The 19,314-nt window shown below is 61.7% G+C and carries 19 protein-coding genes; 13 read left to right on the forward strand and 6 right to left on the reverse strand.

What is annotated here, in order from left to right:
- Nucleotides 1-66: 66 nt before the first annotated feature.
- The 3 genes from RHP72_RS18440 to RHP72_RS18450 all read left to right on the forward strand — a co-directional run bounded on the left by RHP72_RS18440 (nt 67) and on the right by RHP72_RS18450 (nt 1,245).
- Nucleotides 67-210 carry a hypothetical protein gene (locus RHP72_RS18440; protein WP_003945342.1) on the forward strand — a complete coding sequence of 48 codons (144 nt, stop codon included), beginning with the start codon at nt 67-69 and terminating at the stop codon, nt 208-210.
- 66 nt (nt 211-276) lie between these two features.
- Nucleotides 277-1,092: a class E sortase gene (locus RHP72_RS18445; RefSeq protein ID WP_058038880.1), complete on the forward strand. Its 816-nt coding sequence runs from the start codon at nt 277-279 to the stop codon at nt 1,090-1,092.
- Nucleotides 1,093-1,245 (forward strand): hypothetical protein, encoded by a 153-nt coding sequence (locus RHP72_RS18450; protein ID WP_003945315.1) that lies wholly within the window; start codon nt 1,093-1,095, stop codon nt 1,243-1,245.
- 211 nt (nt 1,246-1,456) lie between these two features.
- On the opposite strand, the gene RHP72_RS18455 is transcribed toward RHP72_RS18450, so the two are convergent.
- Complete coding sequence (locus RHP72_RS18455; protein WP_231915233.1) at nt 1,457-1,726, reverse strand: putative quinol monooxygenase; 270 nt, start codon at nt 1,724-1,726, stop codon at nt 1,457-1,459.
- Nucleotides 1,727-1,951: 225 nt separating this feature from the next.
- Here RHP72_RS18455 and RHP72_RS18460 point away from each other — a divergent pair, with 225 nt between their 5' ends.
- Entirely contained in the window at nt 1,952-4,129 is a 2,178-nt protein-coding gene (locus tag RHP72_RS18460) for a glutamine synthetase III (RefSeq protein ID WP_311093668.1), read from the forward strand.
- An 83-nt stretch (nt 4,130-4,212) separates the two neighbouring features.
- On the opposite strand, the gene RHP72_RS18465 is transcribed toward RHP72_RS18460, so the two are convergent.
- Complete coding sequence (locus RHP72_RS18465; protein WP_007733338.1) at nt 4,213-5,547, reverse strand: DUF4185 domain-containing protein; 1,335 nt, start codon at nt 5,545-5,547, stop codon at nt 4,213-4,215.
- A 268-nt stretch (nt 5,548-5,815) separates the two neighbouring features.
- On the opposite strand from RHP72_RS18465, the gene gdhA reads away from it, so the two are divergent.
- The 4 genes from gdhA to RHP72_RS18485 all read left to right on the forward strand — a co-directional run bounded on the left by gdhA (nt 5,816) and on the right by RHP72_RS18485 (nt 9,821).
- Complete coding sequence (gene gdhA, locus RHP72_RS18470; protein WP_003945368.1) at nt 5,816-7,159, forward strand: NADP-specific glutamate dehydrogenase; 1,344 nt, start codon at nt 5,816-5,818, stop codon at nt 7,157-7,159.
- Between the two features lie 484 nt (nt 7,160-7,643).
- A complete protein-coding gene (locus tag RHP72_RS18475; RefSeq protein WP_003945374.1) occupies nt 7,644-8,903 on the forward strand; it encodes a CdaR family transcriptional regulator in 1,260 nt (419 codons plus the stop codon).
- Nucleotides 8,904-9,266: 363 nt separating this feature from the next.
- Nucleotides 9,267-9,410, forward strand: coding sequence for a hypothetical protein (locus tag RHP72_RS18480; RefSeq protein WP_311093669.1), 144 nt, complete (start codon nt 9,267-9,269; stop codon nt 9,408-9,410).
- A gap of 243 nt (nt 9,411-9,653) precedes the next feature.
- Nucleotides 9,654-9,821, forward strand: coding sequence for a hypothetical protein (locus tag RHP72_RS18485; protein WP_003945367.1), 168 nt, complete (start codon nt 9,654-9,656; stop codon nt 9,819-9,821).
- A 154-nt stretch (nt 9,822-9,975) separates the two neighbouring features.
- Here RHP72_RS18485 and RHP72_RS18490 read toward each other — a convergent pair whose 3' ends face one another.
- The 3 genes from RHP72_RS18490 to RHP72_RS18500 are packed head-to-tail and all read right to left on the reverse strand — an operon-like array spanning nt 9,976 to nt 12,576.
- Nucleotides 9,976-10,221, reverse strand: coding sequence for a hypothetical protein (locus tag RHP72_RS18490; protein WP_003945295.1), 246 nt, complete (start codon nt 10,219-10,221; stop codon nt 9,976-9,978).
- Nucleotides 10,222-10,234: 13 nt separating this feature from the next.
- Nucleotides 10,235-11,407 (reverse strand): acyl-CoA desaturase, encoded by a 1,173-nt coding sequence (locus RHP72_RS18495; RefSeq protein ID WP_064689260.1) that lies wholly within the window; start codon nt 11,405-11,407, stop codon nt 10,235-10,237.
- Nucleotides 11,408-11,442: 35 nt separating this feature from the next.
- Nucleotides 11,443-12,576 carry a ferredoxin reductase gene (locus RHP72_RS18500; RefSeq protein WP_042923877.1) on the reverse strand — a complete coding sequence of 378 codons (1,134 nt, stop codon included), beginning with the start codon at nt 12,574-12,576 and terminating at the stop codon, nt 11,443-11,445.
- A gap of 168 nt (nt 12,577-12,744) precedes the next feature.
- Here RHP72_RS18500 and RHP72_RS18505 point away from each other — a divergent pair, with 168 nt between their 5' ends.
- The 3 genes from RHP72_RS18505 to RHP72_RS18515 all read left to right on the forward strand — a co-directional run bounded on the left by RHP72_RS18505 (nt 12,745) and on the right by RHP72_RS18515 (nt 15,212).
- Nucleotides 12,745-13,440: a TetR family transcriptional regulator gene (locus RHP72_RS18505; protein WP_003945327.1), complete on the forward strand. Its 696-nt coding sequence runs from the start codon at nt 12,745-12,747 to the stop codon at nt 13,438-13,440.
- Between the two features lie 35 nt (nt 13,441-13,475).
- Nucleotides 13,476-14,315 (forward strand): alpha/beta fold hydrolase, encoded by an 840-nt coding sequence (locus RHP72_RS18510; RefSeq protein ID WP_161120687.1) that lies wholly within the window; start codon nt 13,476-13,478, stop codon nt 14,313-14,315.
- Between the two features lie 75 nt (nt 14,316-14,390).
- A complete protein-coding gene (locus tag RHP72_RS18515; protein WP_311093670.1) occupies nt 14,391-15,212 on the forward strand; it encodes a thioesterase family protein in 822 nt (273 codons plus the stop codon).
- On the opposite strand, the gene RHP72_RS18520 is transcribed toward RHP72_RS18515, so the two are convergent.
- Nucleotides 15,202-16,563 carry an MFS transporter gene (locus tag RHP72_RS18520; protein WP_311093671.1) on the reverse strand — a complete coding sequence of 454 codons (1,362 nt, stop codon included), beginning with the start codon at nt 16,561-16,563 and terminating at the stop codon, nt 15,202-15,204. The two genes, RHP72_RS18515 and RHP72_RS18520, sit on opposite strands and share 11 nt — an antisense overlap.
- A gap of 128 nt (nt 16,564-16,691) precedes the next feature.
- Between RHP72_RS18520 and RHP72_RS18525 the strand changes: the two genes are divergently transcribed.
- Together RHP72_RS18525 and RHP72_RS18530 are read left to right on the forward strand one after the other, a co-directional pair.
- Nucleotides 16,692-17,282 carry a PadR family transcriptional regulator gene (locus RHP72_RS18525; protein ID WP_161120688.1) on the forward strand — a complete coding sequence of 197 codons (591 nt, stop codon included), beginning with the start codon at nt 16,692-16,694 and terminating at the stop codon, nt 17,280-17,282.
- Nucleotides 17,279-19,309, forward strand: a complete 2,031-nt coding sequence (locus RHP72_RS18530) for an NADPH-dependent 2,4-dienoyl-CoA reductase (protein ID WP_283377273.1) — start codon at nt 17,279-17,281, stop codon at nt 19,307-19,309. Before RHP72_RS18525 ends, RHP72_RS18530 begins: the two co-directional genes overlap by 4 nt.
- The last annotated feature ends 5 nt before the right edge of the window (nt 19,310-19,314 follow it).

The following is a 19,314-nucleotide window of genomic DNA, read 5'->3' on the forward strand; positions in this document are numbered from 1 at the left end:
TGTCACCGTCACGACGTATTCATCTCGCGGCCGCCCCCGTGGCCCACCCTTCGAAGGAGAAACACCATGTCATTCCTCCCGTTCCCGATCGTCATCGAAGGCATCGAGACCACTGGTTCTGCCGCGATCGACGGCCTCGGTCGCCTGTCCGTACTCCTTTACGATCTCCTCGGCGGTACCGGAAGCGCCACGATCAACGCGGGCAGCTAGTTCGATACGGCACCAATTCGACACATCAGTTAGCTCGGTAAATCTGTGAAGAGGAGACCCCGGTCCGTGAGCGATACCGAAGTTCCAGGGCGTCGTCGGCCGGGCGCAGGCCAGGTAATCGGCGAACTGCTCCTCACGGCCGGGGTCGTCATCCTGCTGTTCGTCATCTATGAGGCGTTCTGGACCAATATCGTCTCAGGGCGGCTGCAGGACGAGCTCAACAACAGTCTGGAGGAATCCTGGGCCGAAGTCCCCGAAGCCTCAGGAGCGATCGATGGTCAGCCGGTGTCCCCGCTGATCCCTGTGCTCGGCGAGGGATTCGCGCGCGTGCATTTCCCCACACTCGGCGCCGCGTACGCAATCGTCGAGGGCACACGCAACGAGGACCTGCGGGCCGGCCCCGGCCACTACCCGGACTCGCAGATGCCCGGCGAAGCCGGAAACTTCGCGCTCGCCGGGCACCGCAATGGTTCCGGCGCAGTCTTCCAACACCTGGATCGACTCGATGCATGCGATGCCGTCGTCGTGGAGACCGAGTTCCAATGGATGACGTACCGGTTGCTCCCACTCGACCAGGCCTCGCCCGAACGTCGCGCTGCGGCGAAAGCCTGCTTGAATCCCGAGCAAGCCGATCGTGTTTCCGAAGGCGACTACGTCCATCTCCTCGGGCGGCACATCACCGTGCCCGGGGATGTTGCGGTCGTCAACCCGCTGCCCGGAAACCCTTGGGCCGAGCCCGACGCCACGCTGGAAAGTATGTTGACACTGACCACGTGCCATCCGCTCTACTCGAACAGCGAACGCTTGATCGTCCACGCGGTTCTCGTCGAAACAATCTCGAAGACTTCGGGCACCATTCCCGCGGCATTCCAGGAGCAATGAATGTACGGATACCTCTGGGGAGCGCTCCCCGGCCCCCGACCAGTGAAGGCCCTGCTGGCGATCGTTCTCGTGGTCGCGGTGGTGCTGCTACTCATGGAATTCGTATTTCCTTGGGTGTCAGAGCATATGCCCTACTCCGACGTCACCGTATAGAGCGCCCGTGCAGGTCGGCCGACACCGGCACGAGGCCCGGCTGGCGCCCGAAGGCGCTGTCCTACAGCGGACTCGACGGACCTACGATGATTCTGGCGTGTCGATGCAAACCAGTTTCCGCGTGTGTCGGAACGGGTCGCCTAGTTGACACTCGAGGCTCTCCGGAATGTTCGTTCGACGCCTGAGCGAGCACTGAGACCTGACTCCGCCGCTACAGAACCTTCGTGAAGATCTGCGCCGGCGCTGCCGTCTCGAGCTTGGCCAGCGCCTCAACCAACCTGACGAAGTGCTCGGTATGGGTGTGGGCGTCGAGGTGCTCCTGAGATTCCCATTCCTCCACCAACACGAGCTCGCAGGGATTGTCGGTGCGCTGCAGTAACTCGTAATTGATGCAGCCGTCCTCTTTTCGGGTCTCGGTGACAAGTTCGTCGTACAACCGAAGCACTTCCGCGAGATCGCCCTGCTCCACTGTGGTTGGCACCAAAACCCTGATCACAAAGACTCTCCGATTCGTCTGACCCGCGTTGAACCCTCCGCTCGAAGTCTGCCGTAGACCTCCGACAGATCGACATTTCCGTTGTGACTCGAAGTTTGCGGACAGGCGCAATACCTACGAAACACCCCCGATACCGGAGGTTCGTAGGGTTTGCCGAAGTCGGGCTCGCAATCAGCAGCGCAGCCCTGGGCCCGGGCGAGGGGTAAGCACATGAGTGGAAATGCAGTTCGCTTGCAAGCGATCAAGGACGTCGAGGCCTACACACCTCCGGTGGTCAGTTTCACGACCGACGAGACACCCGGAGAGGTGTTCGGAGCCAACGTCTTCAACAAGGTGGTCATGCAGAAGCGACTGCCCAAGCTTGTCTACAAATCGGTGATGGCGACGATCGAGCAAGGCAAACCGCTTGATCCCATGGTCGCCGATGCGGTCGCGTCGGCGATGAAGGACTGGGCGTTGGAGAAGGGCGCAACCCACTACGCCCACGTCTTCTATCCACTGACCGGGTTGACGGCCGAGAAGCACGACAGCTTCCTCGAGCCGGTCGGCGACGGCAGTGCACTGGCGGAGTTCGCCGGCAAGATCTTGATCCAAGGTGAACCCGACGCTTCGAGTTTCCCGAACGGCGGGCTGCGCAACACATTCGAGGCTCGCGGATACACCGGCTGGGATGTCACGAGCCCGGCCTACGTTCTCGAAAACCCCAACGGCAACACACTGTGTATCCCGACCGTGTTCGTTTCGATGACCGGCGAAGCGCTCGACCACAAGACTCCCCTGCTGCGTTCACAACAGGCAATGGGTTTCCACGCCGAAAGAATCCTGAAGTTGTTCGGCCACGACGACCCCGAGCACATCGTATCGTTCTGCGGTCCCGAGCAGGAGTACTTCCTGATCGATCGACACTTCTTCCTCGCCCGCCCCGACCTCCTCAACGCCGGCCGAACACTCTTCGGCGCAAAGCCGCCCAAGGGCCAGGAGTTCGACGACCACTACTTCGGGGCGATCCCGGAACGTGTGCTCGGATTCATGATGGACACCGAGCGGGAACTTTTCAAACTCGGTATCCCCGCCAAGACACGGCACAACGAGGTTGCGCCCGGCCAGTTCGAAATCGCCCCGATGTTCGAGCGAGGCAACATCGCCGCGGACCACCAGCAGTTGCTGATGACCACCTTCAAAACCATCGCCAAGAAGCACGGCATGGAATGTCTGTTCCACGAGAAGCCGTTCGACGGTGTCAATGGCTCCGGCAAGCACGTCAACTTCTCGCTGGGCAACTCCGAACTCGGCAGTTTGCTTGTCCCCGGCGACAATCCGCATGACAACGCCCAGTTCCTCGTATTCTGCGCCGCAGTCATCCGGGCCGTCCACAAATACGCCGGCCTCCTGCGCGCGTCGGTCGCATCGGCAACCAACGATCACCGTCTCGGTGCCAACGAGGCTCCCCCGGCCATCATCTCGATCTTCCTCGGCGATCAGCTGGCCGACGTCTTCGAGCAGATCGCCAAGGGCGCAGCGACATCGTCGAAGGACAAGGGCACCATGATGATCGGAGCCGACACCCTTCCCGTCCTACCGACCGACCCGGGCGACCGCAACCGCACGAGCCCATTTGCCTTCACCGGCAACCGTTTCGAGTTCCGCGCGCCAGGATCGCTGCAAACAGTCAACGGCCCGATGGTCACCATCAACACGATCATGGCCGAGGCCTTGGACTACATGGCCACCGAACTGGAGGCCGCGGTCGCCGACGGCGCCGATTTCGACACCGCCGTCCAGAATCTGCTCACCGAGATCATCACCAACCACGGTGCGGTTGTCTTCAACGGCGACGGGTACTCGGAGAACTGGCAGATCGAGGCCGAGTCTCGCGGCCTGCCGAACCTTCGCACGACGCTGGACGCCCTTCCTGAACTGATCACCGAGTCCTCGATGGAACTCTTCGAGAAGTACAAGGTCTTCAACCACCGGGAGATGCACAGTCGCTACGAGGTCGGACTCGAACAGTACGCACTGAGCATCGGCGTCGAGGCACGCCTGGCCGCCGAAATCGGTACGACGCTGATCCTTCCGGCCGCAGTGCGCCACCAGACGGAAGTTGCGCAGAACTTCGTCGCACTGAAGTCCGCCGGCCTCGAACCGGATTCAGCACCGCTCGAAGAAGTGTCGGCGCCCGTTGCGGCTCTGCGCACAGCGCTCGCGGCCCTGCGCGCAGCAATCGACACCGACGCCGGCGAGTCGCCATTCGATCAGGCCAAGCACGCACAGGACGCACTCCTGCCCGCCATGGCAGAGGTACGTGCAGCGGCCGACTTCCTCGAAACCATCGTCGCCGACGATCACTGGCCACTCCCGACGTATCAGGAAATGCTCTTCATTCTCTGAGCATCACCCGAATATCACTACCCACAGAACTATGGCCTGCAACTCGATCGAGTTGCAGGCCATAGTTGTCGAATCTTGCTCGGCTAGCGGTCTTCCGGCATCGTGACTTCGAGGACGCGAGCCTCACCGGTGGTCGCGGGGTCAGGACGATCGCGCGAATCCGACGACGCCATCTGGAGTCCGTTCAAATCGGTCCGCATGTAGATGACGTTGTAACGGTCCCACGTGGTGGCGACGAATTCGAGGAACTGTCCGCTCGCCCACGGGTGCATGAATCCGCCGTACAACGCGGGCAACGTGATTCCACTCAACAGGGTCTGCGTACCACTCCACGGGCCTTGCGGTTGGTCGGCCTGACGGATCACCAGGTTGCCCTCGGCACTGGTGTACATGGCAACGTACTTGTTCAGGTAGTCGTTCCACTGCACTGCGAGTTCACTGACCGGTGCCTTGATGACCTGAACGGCATCGGTATCTCGCGGACTCCAACCGGAGCCGTCCCAGTATTCGTAGGCGCCGAGGTTTCTGATGTCGGCGCCGGCCACTCGCGCCAGGATCGCCTTACCGAAACGACCTGAGGGAGTTCCGTATTCGTAAATGTAGCCGTCCCGACCGTCGAGGAAGGCGCTCTGCTGGAAGTTGGAATTGATCGGCGATACTGCCGGAATCCCCGGAATGCCAAGTCCTTCGGTATTGGCGCGAACTGTCGCCGGATCGAGTTCCCAGTTCTCACCGTTGTCCGTGGAGAAAGCCAGAGCCGAGTAGTTGGTGGTCCAGGCTCCGGGTTCGTCCCACGACCGAACGGACATGAATCTGATGTACTGCACACCACCGTAAGAGATTCCAGCGGTCGGGATGGTGGTGAACTCACCCGGAATGCCGAATCCCGGAATGATCTCCTTGGAATGATTGGGGCCGTCCAAAGGAGAACTGTCGATCTTCATCCCGTCGGCAATGGCGGTGTCGTTGCTGCGGAACAATACGTTGCTGCGCCAGTCGTCACCCGGGGTGTCGCAGTCGCCCACCGTGTCGCCGAATGCCATCAGCACGTCGTGATCCGGCCCCGAAAGACCGTTGTCCCACATGATTCCGAGGTCGGTACCCGACACGTTGAACCGCTCGATGGTGTTGTTGGGACTGCCTGGGCCAGTGACCATTTCGATCGCCTTGGTCCGGCCGGTCAGCACCGGCAGAGCACCGTTGGGGGCGCCGGTGATCCAAGGCAGCGCGTTGGCGAGGGAGCCGGTACCGGCGGAACCACTGCCGAGCGATCCGGTCAGCGAGCCGAGCGAACCCGTCATCGATCCGGCGGAACCACTTCCTCCCGAACCGCACGGTCCACCGATCGCCGACGCAGACGGTGCTGCGGCAATCGTCGCGGCAATCGTGACGACGCCTATCGACAACATCGCCGACATGGAGTGTTTATTACGCACGTGCAGCCCCTCTGATCATTTCGACTCGTTCGGACCACAGGCACAGTGATCCCCGACCGCAGAAGCAAACCATTTGGACTGTGTTAAGAGAGTGAAAGCTGAGCAAATTGTTATAAATCGCCCGTTCAACTGACACAAGTGACAGCTGTGTCCGATTTCACCTTCACAGGACAGTTGTCCGATACAGCAATAAAGGCGCCTAGTATGTAACGGAAATGTAAAAGAGTTCTCACAACGAGGTAGGTGAGCGGTGTCCGTACGTGACCGCGTAGCGCAGATTTACGATCAGGTTTTGGTTCGCAATGCAGGAGAGCCCGAGTTCCATCAGGCCGCCGCAGAGGTCTTCGAGTCTCTTCACGTAGTGCTCGAACGCCACCCCCGCTACGCCGACGCCGGACTCATCGAGCGGCTCTGCGAGCCGGAACGCCAGATCATCTTCCGCGTGCCGTGGACCGACGACCAGGGCAACGTTCACGTCAACCGTGGCTTCCGCGTTCAGTACAACAGTGCACTCGGCCCCTACAAGGGCGGCCTGCGCTTCCACCCCAGCGTCAACCTGGGCATCGTGAAGTTCCTCGGCTTCGAGCAGATCTTCAAGAACTCACTGACCGGCCTGCCCATCGGCGGCGGCAAGGGTGGCTCGGACTTCGATCCCAAGGGCCGCTCCGACGCAGAGGTCATGCGCTTCTGTCAGTCCTTCATGACCGAACTGCAGCGTCACATCGGTGAATACACCGACGTTCCGGCCGGCGACATCGGCGTCGGCGGTCGCGAGATCGGCTACCTGTTCGGTCAGTACAAGCGGCTGACCAACACGTACGAGTCGGGCGTCCTCACCGGCAAGGGCATCACCTGGGGCGGATCGCAGGTTCGCACCGAGGCCACCGGATACGGCGTCGCGTACTTCGTCGCCGAAATGCTCAAGGCGAAGGGTGAAGGCCTCGAAGGCAAGAACGTCGTGATCTCCGGATCCGGCAATGTCGCCATCTACGCAATCCAGAAGATCCACCAGCTCGGCGGCGTCGCGATCGCCTGCTCGGATTCCTCGGGATACATCGTGGACAAGAAGGGCATCGATCTCGACCTCCTCAAGGAGATCAAGGAAGTTCGCCGCGGCCGCATCAGCGAGTACGCCGACGCAGTTCCGCATGCCGAGTTCATCGCCGACGGTTCCATCTGGGACGTGCCGTGCGACGTCGCACTCCCCTGCGCGACTCAGAACGAGCTCGACGAAGATGCCGCAAAGACCTTGATCGCCAACGGCGTTCAGGCCGTTGCCGAAGGCGCGAACATGCCCACCACCCCCGGTGGCATCCAGCTCTTCCGTGACGCGAACGTAGCCTTCGCACCCGGCAAGGCGGCCAACGCCGGTGGCGTTGCAACCTCCGCTCTCGAAATGCAGCAGAATGCTTCGCGTGATTCCTGGAGCTTCGAGTACACCGACGAGCGTCTCGCCGGAATCATGCGCGGCATCCACAAGCGCACCATCAACACCGCTGCCGAGTACGGAAAGCCCGGCGACTACGTGCACGGCGCGAACATTGCCGGCTTCGTGAAGGTGGCCGACGCCATGATTTCACTGGGCGTCATCTAGAGATTTCCGCACCACAGACAGCAGTACAAAAAGGGTGATTTCATCCTGAACCGGTTCCCGTACATCGGACTGGTCGAATCAATACCTAGGCCTCGAGGGCCCTGGGTCCGCGAGGACCCAGGGCCCTCGAGCTTGCTCCGAGCAAATCGCCCGCGACGAGCACCGTAGGCGCGGCAATGATCCCAGACCGAACTCGTGGTGTCCTCCGAAACCGTTTTCCGCTCTGACGTCGAAAAACACCGTAAGTGGACGATTGTTTAGGTCCGCAGCGCGTGGGGCATATGGACTTATCTTCACATTTGTCCATTTCACAGTTGGACGATCGTTCATGTGGTAGAAATCACAACGCCTGGCGCAATTCGATCCGCAAATTTCAGCGGCGAGTATGCCCCCGAACAAGGCCTCAGCGTGTACCCCGCTTCGTAACGCGCCGAGCCTCCGGGTGCCTGTGCCAGGCGACGCACCTGTCTAGAGGAGGCCACCCATGTCCCCAGCGCTGCTGAACAACCCGGGACCGCTCATGTTGGGAGGCAAGCCCGCCTCCACAGCGGTCAACGACGTCATCCCACTGGCAAGCGATCTCGTAGATCACCTGTCCCGTGCCAACCCGACGTTGACTTCCCTCCAAACGGAGGCAGTACGTCGGGAACTGATTGCGGTGATCGTGCAGGGGCTCCAAGTGGGGATCCAGCTATTGGATCACCGCAAACTTCCCACCGACCAAGAGTTGGACGGCATTCACACGATGACCGTCCAACAAGCATTGAAAGGCGTGCCACTCAGCGCGATCCTCAACTTGACCAACGAGGGCATCAGCACTTTTCGCACCCTCATCCTCAGCCGGGCCGACGCCGAGGACTCCGCCAATCTCGGGGATCTCAACGAGTTCTTGTTCGCACTTGCGCAGCGGCTTCACTCGTTCATCTCGATCAGCTATCTTTCGGCTCTTCCTGCCGGTTCCCAACTCGGGGAATACTCCGCCGGCGCTCTCGTGAAAGCCATGCTGGACGGCGACGATCCCACCCAGCTTGCGTTGCAGATGGGCGTTGAACTCGCACCCCGCTATCTCGTCCTGCGGCTCCTGGTGAACCTGCCGCCCATCCGCCCGGGAGCACGCAACGGCAACCACCAGCGCATACAGGCCTACCGTGACCTCTCCGTCGCTCAATCGAAAATCGCGGCCCACTTCGGGTCGGCACTGCTCGAAGCTCCTGCACCGCAACGTGGTCTGGTGCTGATCGAGGGCACACCCGACTGGGGAACAGTGTGCGAGGTCATCCAACGCGCACGCGCAACGGTCGGGGTGGAGATCACAGCAATCGCCGAGAACGCCGCGGTACGAGATATCGCCGCCGCCCAAGCAACCACTCACGAATTGGCGCAACTCGTGCGGCGCCTGAGACTGCCGGCGCGGTCCTACCGAATGGAAGACCTCGCGCTCGAGTATCAACTCACTCGGGGTGGCGCAGGCCGCGACAGCTTGATCAATCTTCTCAAGCCACTCGACGGCAATCCGGAACTGCTGCAGACATTGTCCATACATCTCGCCAACGGCCAGCATCGTCAGCGCACCGCGTCGGCGCTCGGCCTGCACACCAACACCGTCGACAATCGAATCAAGCGCATCGCAACCCTGACCGGATTGGATCCGGCCCTGCCCTCTGAACTGCTCAAACTGCGCGCTGCCATGATCTCGCTGACCTTCGCAAGCACTGATGTGGACAATCGTCCAGCGAAAATGTGAACACTCACATCCTCGCTATTAGCTGTCCACGTGTGGCGCCTGGACCCCACTTTTCCGCTCCGAACCGGGCTATAAAAGTGTGGTGCGAATCACCGCGCAAACCAGTAACAATTAAGGGGAAACACATGATCAACGGCCAGGATAACGCTCTCCTCGGTGCCTTCTTCGACACCATCCTGCAGCTCTTCAACGCGGGCAGCACCGGCACGGGCTCGACGGATGGCGGCGGCGTCTCCTAGGACGAATCTCGGGCCCTGTGCGAGAGAATTTCTCGCGCAGGGCCCGCTCCAAGCCGCCTGACACTGTGATGGCGGTGACCACGGTGACCACCACGTCGCCACCGCTGAAACCAGGAGCAAGCACATGATCGCCGCACCAACCACAGGCGCTTTGGCCGTCGTCTTGAACACCGTCCTACAGATGTTCAACGCCGGCAGCAGTTTCCTCTACACCGACAACTCTCCGATTGGCGGCGGCGGCGGAACTCCCACGACGCCTGCTCCCTGATCGACTTACCCGCTCGCATCACACAGTCGCGGCACAGACAGGAACCACCGTGATAAACCAGCACACCCTGGGCAGCCTGGTCATCGACTTCGGCTCACTCTCCCGAGCACTCGGCTTCGGCAACGGTTCCATCGTGTCGCTCGGCAGCACCGGAAGTGGCTGAAACAGCCCGCCTGACCACGTCGACGATCCCGTCGCCGCTCACCTTCTCACCACATCTCGAAACAGAAAGCAGGTCCCCCTGTGCCTACAATTCCGCTCACCGGCGACCCCATCGTCATCAACATCATCGTCCAGCTACTGAGCGCGGGCAGCAGCAATGCACTCGCACTGGGCGGAGTCGGGAGCAGCGGTCTCGGTAGCACCGGGCTCGGCAGCTTCGACTCGGCGAGCCTCGGCAGCGCTGCTTAGGACCTCACTTGTGATCGGTGTTCGATCCGCGTCTTCGGCCGCCGAAACAGTCCACGAAACCCACGTTGCCCTCCGTCATCTGTGACGGAGGGCAACGTGGTCGTTCAGGCGAGACGGCTCGCGGTTGCGCGATCAGGCCGTCCGCCGCGATGAATCAACGCCAGTCTTCAGGTGGATCGCTGTCGTCGTGCTCGATGGTCACGGACTCCGAACGATCGTCAGCTGCAGCCTTTTTCGCTGCTTCACGCATCTCGATTCCGTCGGACACCCAGTCGCCGATCTCGCGCGTCACGTCTCGAACGGCCCCGGCGATGATCATCGCGATCGAGCCCACGTGGTTGGCTGCACTTTCGGTCAGTTCCTGGACCGTGTCCTTGCGGCGTTCGAATTTCCCGACCATCAGTGTGTGCCTCTCAGGCTGCAGTTCGCTGGCGCTCGACGATAACACCGGGAGGGGTCGTCGACTTGACCAAACCGGGCGGAAGAGCGAGCTTGAAGATCTTGCCCCATACCGAACCGATCTGCTTGAAGAACCCACCGGTGTTGTACGGCAAACCGTACTTCCCACACAATTCTTTCACCTGGGGAGCGAGTTCCGGATAACGATGCGCAGGCAGGTCCGGGAACAGGTGGTGCTCGATCTGGTGCGAGAGGTTGCCGGACATGATGTGGAAGAGCGGGCTTCCCTCGATGTTGGCGCTGCCGAGCATCTGACGCACGTACCACTGCCCGCGAGTCTCGTCGGCCGTCTCGTCCTCGGTGAAACTCTGGACACCGGTGGGGAAATGGCCACAGAAGATGATCGAGTACGTCCACACGTTCCGGACCAGGTTGGCGGTGACATTCCCCGCGAGAGTGGTCACGAACAGCGGCCCCGTGAGAACCGGGAAGATGACGTAGTCCTTGAGGACCTGCTTGCCCGCCTTGTTCCACCAGCCCTTCAGAAGCGGCTTGACGTCGTGCCACTTGCGTTTGCCCTGGATGACGTTCTCGATCTCGAGGTCGTGCATCATCACGCCCCACTCGAAGAGCATCATCAAGGCAAAGGCCCAGACCGGATTACCGAGGTAATAGGGGTTCCACTTCTGCGCGTCGTCGATACGCAGGATGCCGTATCCGATGTCACGGTCTTTGCCGAGAATATTGGTGTACGTGTGATGCATGTAGTTGTGCGAGTGACGCCACTGGTCGGCCGGGCACACCGTATCCCATTCGAAGACTTCGGAATTGAGCCCTGGTTCACGCATCCAGTCGTACTGACCGTGCATGACGTTGTGGCCGATCTCCATGTTGTCGAGGATCTTGGACACGCTCAATGCACCGACTGCCGCGAGCCACACCGGAGGCAGGAAGCCGAGATACATCAAGCCGCGACCTGCGACCTCGAACCCGCGCTGCGCCTTGATGATCTTGTAGATGTACTCCCGATCCTCCGCCCCGAGCGAGGCGACGGTGCGATCGCGCAATGCGTCCAACTCGCGGCCGATCTCCTCGACCTGCTCGTACGTCAGGACGACGGGAGCGTCGTCCTTCGCATCGGAACCGTTGCCGAGGAACGGGAGGGTGGGAAGTGAAAGTCCAAACATGTCGGTCTCCAGACAGTCGTGTGGAAAATGGGACTTCAGATGTCGACGGTGACGTCGCCGACGGGAGCACTGACGCACAGCTGGATCTTCTTGTCCGGCTCGTCGTCTGTCTCACCGGTGCGCACGTTTCGGGTACGGCCCGCCTTCTTGACGGAGGTGCAGGAGAAGCAGATTCCCATCCGGCATCCGTACTCGGGATTGAGGCCCGCAGCTTCTGCTTGTTCGAGAAGTGTTTCGCCGGAGTTCTCGGCCGCCACCCCACTTTTGGTGAATGACACCTCGCCGCCGGCCTCCCCCGGCTCGGCCACCGCCGGCGCGAACTCCTCGGTGTTGAGCAAGTGCTCGACGTCGACCTCACGGAACACCTCACGCACTCCCCGCATCAGACCGGGAGGTCCGCAGAGATAAGCCTGGGCGTCGATCGTGTCCGGATCGGCGATCCACGGAGCCACGGCGTCGAGGTGCCCGCGATCGAAGAAACCTTCGAGGTCACCTCCACCGCTTTCGGTGTACACGAGTACCAGTTTCACGTTCGGGTTCTGCTCGGCGATGGTCTTCAGCGCGCGCGTGTATGCCACGTCGGCATCGGTGTTCGCGTAATGCACGAACACGATCTCGCCCGAGTGATCCTCCTCCACCAGCGTCCGAAGCATCGACATGACCGGGGTGATTCCACTGCCGCCACTGATCAACAACACCCGACGCGGGCGGTCGACGGGAAGGGAGAACACACCGTCTGCCTGCGAGAGGCTGACAACGAGTCCGGGTGCCGCGTTGGCGTACAGATACTGCGACACCAGGCCACCCGGATGCGCTTTCACGGTGAGCTCGATCAGCCCGCTGCGCGTAGACGCACCCCCGGCCGGCGAGTAGCAGCGAGTGTGACGAACACCGTCGATCACCACGCCCAACTGCACGAACTGGCCCGCCTGAAAACCGCGCCACTGGCGAGTCGGGCGCAGCGTGAGAGTGACTGAGTCAGCCGTCGGATGGTCGACGGCGACAACCTGCGCGCGGATGTCACGAACGGTCGCCATCGGGTTGACCAACTCGAGGTACCGATCGATCTGATGTGGAGCAGCCATGGCTTCGATCAGTCCCACCAAGGACAGTCCGCGCCGAGGTGCGGACTTCGGTGTCGTGTTCTCAGGAGCAGATGCGATTGTCATGACCCTCCTCGTACTTCGATTGCCGGGTGTATCGATTGCTGGGCTAGCTTCCCCCGACTGCGTGAATTCAGTGTACAAATGTTCACCGAAGATAGTGTGACAGGTGCACACAAGTACATGTCAACAAGAATGTGATCCGAGTTACACGAGTTGCCGAAAGGAGCCGGAATGCCTGTACCTACACTCGACGTCGTGACGAAGGCCGGACCGGTGAACCCAGAGCGCAGGGAACCCGACAACAGGGAGCCGGAAAGTCGTGCCGCCAAGAAGGAACGCACACGCCAAGCACTCCTGGACACTGCCATGGACCTCTCGGCCGATCGCGGCTTCGCCGGAATCAGCTTGCGAGAGGTAGCCAGGGAAGCCGGGATCGTTCCGACGGCGTTCTACCGCCACTTCGCTTCACTGGAGGACGTCGGTGTCGTCCTCGTCGAAGAGAGCATGCGCATGTTGCGCCAGATGCTGCGCGACGCAAGGCGTAATCCCAGCACCAAGGACGCCGCTACGTCACTGGGCATCCTTGTGCGACAAGTGCATACACACGAGCGACAGTTTCGCTTCCTCTGCCGCGAACGCTACAGCGGCGTCAGTGAGGTACGACGTGCGATAGCCACTGAAATGCGGTTGTTCGTCAGCGAACTGACCATCGACCTCTCCAGAATTGCCGGACTGGAAAGCTGGTCGTCGGACGATCTGGAAATGGCTGCCGACCTGATCGTCTCGACGATGTTCAGTGCTGTCGTCGAACTGCTGGACGCCGGGACCGCCGGGTATCGCGACGAAGCCGCCGTCATCACACGAGCCGAGAAGCAACTGCGAGTCATCATGCTCGGAATGGCCACCTGGAATCCACCTCGAAACTGACCTCGGGTTCACCTTTTCGACGTACGGTGAGAGTCATGTCTTCCACGAGTACATACGAAATCCCCGTTGGCGACCTCACCTTCGACGTACTGATCTCGGGCCCGGACGACGGCATTCCGCTGGTAGCGCTGCATGGCTTCCCGGAGAGCGCCGCATCCTGGGGCAAGGTCACACCACTGCTCACCGCAGCGGGCTACCGCGTAATCGCACCGAATCAGCGCGGTTACTCCGCCGGCGCACGCCCCGAAGGGGTGGATGCCTACAAGATCGAGCACCTGGTAGCCGACGTCGTCGGATTGCTCGACGCGCTCGGCCTGTCCGACGCGCATCTTGTCGGTCACGACTGGGGTTCGGCGGTCGCCTGGCAGGTCGCCGGTCGCCATCCGAACCGGATCCGCAGCCTGACGGCGATCTCGGTCCCCCACCCCACCGCCTTCGGTTGGGCACTCCGCGAGGACGAGGACCAGAAGCAACGCTCGTCCTACATCGGACTTCTCCGACAGGAGGGAAAAGCCGAGGAAGTGTTGTCGGAGGACAACTTTCGCCGGCTGCGTGCCATGTTCGACGGCCAGATCGATCCTGAATTCGCCGACGAGCACATTCGTGTCCTGAGCGGGGAGGGCGCGCTGACCGGCGCCTTGAACTGGTACCGCGCGATGACCCGCGACTTCGGCGACATCGATCGCACCACTGTGCCGACTACGTACGTCTGGAGCACCGGCGACACAGCGCTCGGCCGCGCAGGCGCAGAACGCTGTGGCGAATTCGTGGACGCCCCCTACGAGTTCGTCGTGCTCGACGGCGGAAGTCACTGGATTCCGGAAGAGCGAGCCGAAGAGTTGGCCGAGACGATCCTCGCACGTGCAGGATCCTGATCGCCGCGACGAATTCGGCTCTATGTATGTTGTCATACATAGAGCCGAATTGATTCCATCACCAGGAGTTCTGCGATGACCGAGACCGTTGCACCACCCCATCCTTTCGACGCTGCTGTCGGATTGACGCCACTCACCGCCGGCCTGTCGACCGGCGAGACCAATCCGGCGTACAACAACATGGTCGGGCCGTTCGGCGGCGTCACCGCTGCCACGTTGCTCGAATCTGTACTGAAGCACCCCGAACGCCTCGGCGATCCGCTGTCGTTGACCGTCAACTTTGCCGGTCCGATCACCGAGGGCGCCTTCGAGATCTCCGCCCGGCCGGTGCGCACCAACCGCTCGACGCAACACTGGTCCATCGAACTTTCTCAGGACGGAACCGTCGCCACTACCGCGACGGCAGTGTTCGGTACCAGGCGTGAAACCTGGTCGTCGACCGAAATCACGATGCCGGAGGTTTCGTCGGCCGAAGACGTTGCGCTGCTGCCGTTCCCCGAGTTCATCGCCTGGGCACAGAACTACGAGATGCGCTTTGTCGAAGGTGCAATCCCCGACCTGGAGTCGGGCGAGCATCCCGACTCGACCACGACGCTCTGGGTGCGCGATCGGCCGGCTCGCGCTCTCGACTTCACGTCGCTGACTGCACTGTGCGATGTCTTCTTCCCACGAGTTTTCTTGCGCCGAGGCAAGATGGCACCGGCTGGGACGGTCTCGATGACCATCTACTTCCACGCCGACGCTCAGACGCTGACCGAACAGGCAGACAATTCCGTGCTGGGAACCGCGCGGACCCAACGGTTCGGCAACGGGTACTTCGATCAGTCGGCCGAAATTTGGGGCAGTGACGGCGCATTGCTCGCTACGACACACCAGTTGGTCTACTTCAAGGATTGACGGGAAGCGCACTGTCCCCTTCCGGCGCCTTCACCATCGACAATGCGGCAAGACCGACGCCGAGAACCACCAGCAGTCCGATGATGCCGGCACGGTCTGCACCGAAGAGCCATGCGAACAGGCCGAACAGTGTCGGTGCCAAAAACGACACTGCTCGGCCTGTGGTCGCATACAGGCCGAACATCTGACCTTCACGACCAGGCGGGGTGATGCGCGCCAGGAAGGTTCGTGCCGAAGACTGAGCGGGCCCGACGAAGAGGCAGAGCGCGAGACCGAAGATCCAGAACATCACCGACCCTGACACCGCGATCAGGATCGCGCCGACCACGATCATCGACGCCAGCGAGACGGTGATGACCTGTTTCGGTCCGATCCGATCGTCGAAACGTCCGGCCACCAATGCACCGATTGCGGAAATCACGTTGGCCGCAACACCGAACAACAGCACGTCGGCCGCACTGATTCCGTAGACGTTGACAGCCAGCACGGCTCCGAAGGTGAACACGCCCGCGAGACCGTCACGAAAGAGCGCGCTCGCGATCAGGTACCAGATCGTGCGCCTGTCGACGTTCCAGAGTTCGCGCAGATCGCGCCACAACACCCGATAGGAGTCGAGGAACCCGGCCTTGGACGCTCCCGGATCGACCGCGGGGCTGGGCAACTCGGGAACCTTGAAGAACACCGGAATCGCGAAGACCGCGAACCACACTGCAGCCAGCAGTGCCACCATCCGGATGTTCATGCCGCCGTCGGTGGTCAATCCGAGGAATCCCCGAGTGTCGCCGTCGCCGACGATGAACCCGAAGTAGCACAGCAACAGCAGCACGATTCCGCCGAAATATCCCATGGCCCAGCCGAAGCCGGAGACTCTACCCAGATTCTCCGGTGTCGACACCTGCCGCATCATGGCGTTGTAGGGAACGCCGGCCAGTTCGAAGATCACCGAACCGATTGCGAGCAGAACCAATCCGAGCCACAGATAGCGGTAGTTGTCTTCGACGAAGTAAAGGCCCGCCATCGAGAGCACGGTGATGCCGGTCAGTATCGCGAGCGAGAGTTTACGTTTACCCGACGCATCGAAACGTTGTCCGGTGATCGGAGCGAGAATCGCGATGAAGAAGCCGGCGATTCCGAGTGCCCAGCTGAGCCACGTAGTTGCCGAAATCGTGCCGGGAAGGTCGTCACCGACCGCGTCGGTGAGATAAACCGAGAAGACGAACGTGAGGATCACTGCGTTGAATGCGGCCGATCCCCAATCCCACAGCCCCCATGCGAACACTTGACTCTTCGTGGCCGCACCGCCGATGCCTGCGGGTGGCTCTGCCTGCGTGCTCGTGGACTCGGCGCTCATACGGCGAAGCCTAACTGCGCGCGGGCGACTCGGCGCCTCTCTCCGAAGTCGACATACAAGACGCTCTATGCACCCGAGTTAGTACGCACTTAGTTGCATACGCACCTGAGTGCATAGATACTTTTTCCATGGCACTCGAACATGCGTTGCTCGTCTCCCTTTCCGAACAGGATGCGTCGGGATACGACCTCACACGCCGGTTCGACAAGTCGATCGGCTTCTTCCACAGCGCGACGCACCAGCAGATCTACCGAGTCCTCAAGCGAATGGACGAGGCAGGCTGGGTGGAGGTGGAGGCCATCGCGCAGGACGGCCGACCGGACAAGAAGATGTACCGCGTCAGCGATTCCGGCCGCGCCGAACTGACCCGATGGATCGCAGAGCCGTCCGAACCGAACCACCTGCGCAACGAGTTGGCCATCAAGATCAGGGCCGCTGCGCACGCCGATCTCCCCGCTCTACGACGCGAAGTCGCTCGCCACCGCGACGGCCACGCCGCCCGCCTCGACGTCTACCGACTCATCGAAAAGCGTGACTTCCCCAATCCAGCAGCGCTTTCCGGCTCTTCACTGCACCAGTACCTCGTACTTCGCGGCGGCATCCGCGTCGAGGAAGGATTCACCGACTGGTGCCAGGAAGTTCTGGACGCACTGCCCACTGGCGAGTACGCCACCGAAGACACTGGCGAGTACGCCACGGAAGGACATCTTCAGTCATGACGGATACACAGTTTCCCCGCCTGCTCGAACCGCTCGACCTCGGATTCACGACGCTGAAGAACCGCGTCGTCATGGGATCGATCCACACCGGCCTCGAAGATCGCGCGAAGGACACCGACCGCTTGGCCGAGTACTTCGCCGAACGTGCCCGTGGCGGAGTCGGCTTGATCATCACCGGCGGCTACGCGCCCAACCGCACCGGTTGGCTCTTACCCTTCGGCGCCAAGCTGACCAACCGCATCGAAGCGCGCCGTCACCGCCGGATCACCAAGGCGGTTCACGACGCGGGTGGAAAGATCGCCATGCAGATCCTGCACGCCGGCCGCTACAGCTACCAGCCGTTCAGTGTCTCCGCGTCGTCGATCAAGGCCCCCATCAATCCGTTCCGTCCGCGCAAGCTGACCGGCCGTGGGGTGCGTTGGCAGATCCGCAACTACGTTCGCTGCGCGCGTCTGGCCAAGTCCGCGGGTTACGACGGCGTCGAAATCATGGGCGGTGAGGGCTACTTCATCAACCAGTTCCTCTGCGAGCGCACGAACAAGCGCACCGACCAGTGGGGCGGCAGTTCCGAGAACCGTCGACGCATGGCAGTCGAAATCGTGCGACGCACACGCAAGACCGTCGGCCCGAACTTCATCATCGTGTTCCGGTTGTCGATGGCAGACCTGGTCGAGGGCGGTCAGACCTGGGATGAAATCGTCTCATTGGCAAAGGAAGTCGAAGCTGCCGGCGCCACGATCATCAACACCGACATCGGATGGCACGAGTCACGGGTGCCCACCATCGTCACCTCGGTTCCCCGAGCAGCCTTCGTCGACATCACCGGCAAACTCGAGAAGCACGTCGACATTCCGGTAGCCGCCTCGAATCGGATCAACATGCCCGAGACTGCCGAAGAGATCCTCAACCGCGGTGACGCGCAGTTGATTTCGATGGCCAGGCCGATGCTCGCCGATCCCGACTGGGTGAACAAGGCCGAGCGCGGAGCGTCCGACGAGATCAACACGTGCATCGCCTGCAACCAAGCCTGCCTCGACCACGCCTTCGTTCACAAGCAGGTCTCCTGCCTGCTCAATCCGCGCGCGGGCCGTGAGACCACGCTGATCCTCTCCCCCACTCGGCGGACCAAGAATCTCGCCGTCGTCGGCGCCGGTCCTGCCGGACTTTCCGCAGCACTCAATCTTGCTCAGCGTGGTCATTCGGTCACGTTGTTCGAGGCCTCGGACAAGATCGGCGGACAGTTCGGGATCGCACAGCTCATTCCGGGTAAGGAAGAGTTCGCCGAAACCATTCGCTACTACACCCGCATGCTGGACGTGGCCGGAGTGACAGTCAAGCTCGAAACCCGCGTCGCACCAGCAGATCTCATCGGATCCTTCGACGAAGTCGTGGTTGCCACCGGCGTGACGCCGCGCGTTCCCAAGATCCCCGGCATCGAGAACCCGAAGGTGCTGACCTACGCCGAGGTCGTCCGAGAGGGCAAGCCCGTCGGCAAGTCCGTCGCCGTCATCGGTGCCGGCGGCATCGGCGTCGACGTGAGCGAATTCCTCACGCACCCCACTTCCCCCACTCTTCATCTCAAGGAGTGGAAGCAGGAATGGGGCGTCACCGAACCCGAAATGGCCCCGGGCGCTCTCACCACTCCGGTACCAGAGCTCTCCGAGCGGGAGGTCTATCTCCTCCAACGCAAGCCAGGACGCATCGGCGCCGGCCTCGCGAAGACCACCGGCTGGGTCCACCGGGCGGCCCTCAAGAACAAGGGCGTCCACGAGCTCTCGGGCGTCAACTACGAGCGCATCGACGACGCCGGCCTGCATATCACCTTCGGTGAGAAGCACGAGAAGCCCCGACTTCTCGAGGTCGACACCATCGTCATCTGCGCCGGGCAGGAGTCGGTTCGCGATCTGGTGGACGAACTGACCGTCGCGGGTGTGGTGACCCACATCATCGGCGGCGCGGATGTCGCTGGCGAACTCGACGCCAAGCGTGCCATCGAACAGGGCACACGACTGGCCGCGAAGATCTGACCGGC

Source organism: Rhodococcus sp. SG20037 (assembly GCF_031763325.1).
Taxonomy (GTDB): domain Bacteria; phylum Actinomycetota; class Actinomycetes; order Mycobacteriales; family Mycobacteriaceae; genus Rhodococcus_F; species Rhodococcus_F qingshengii.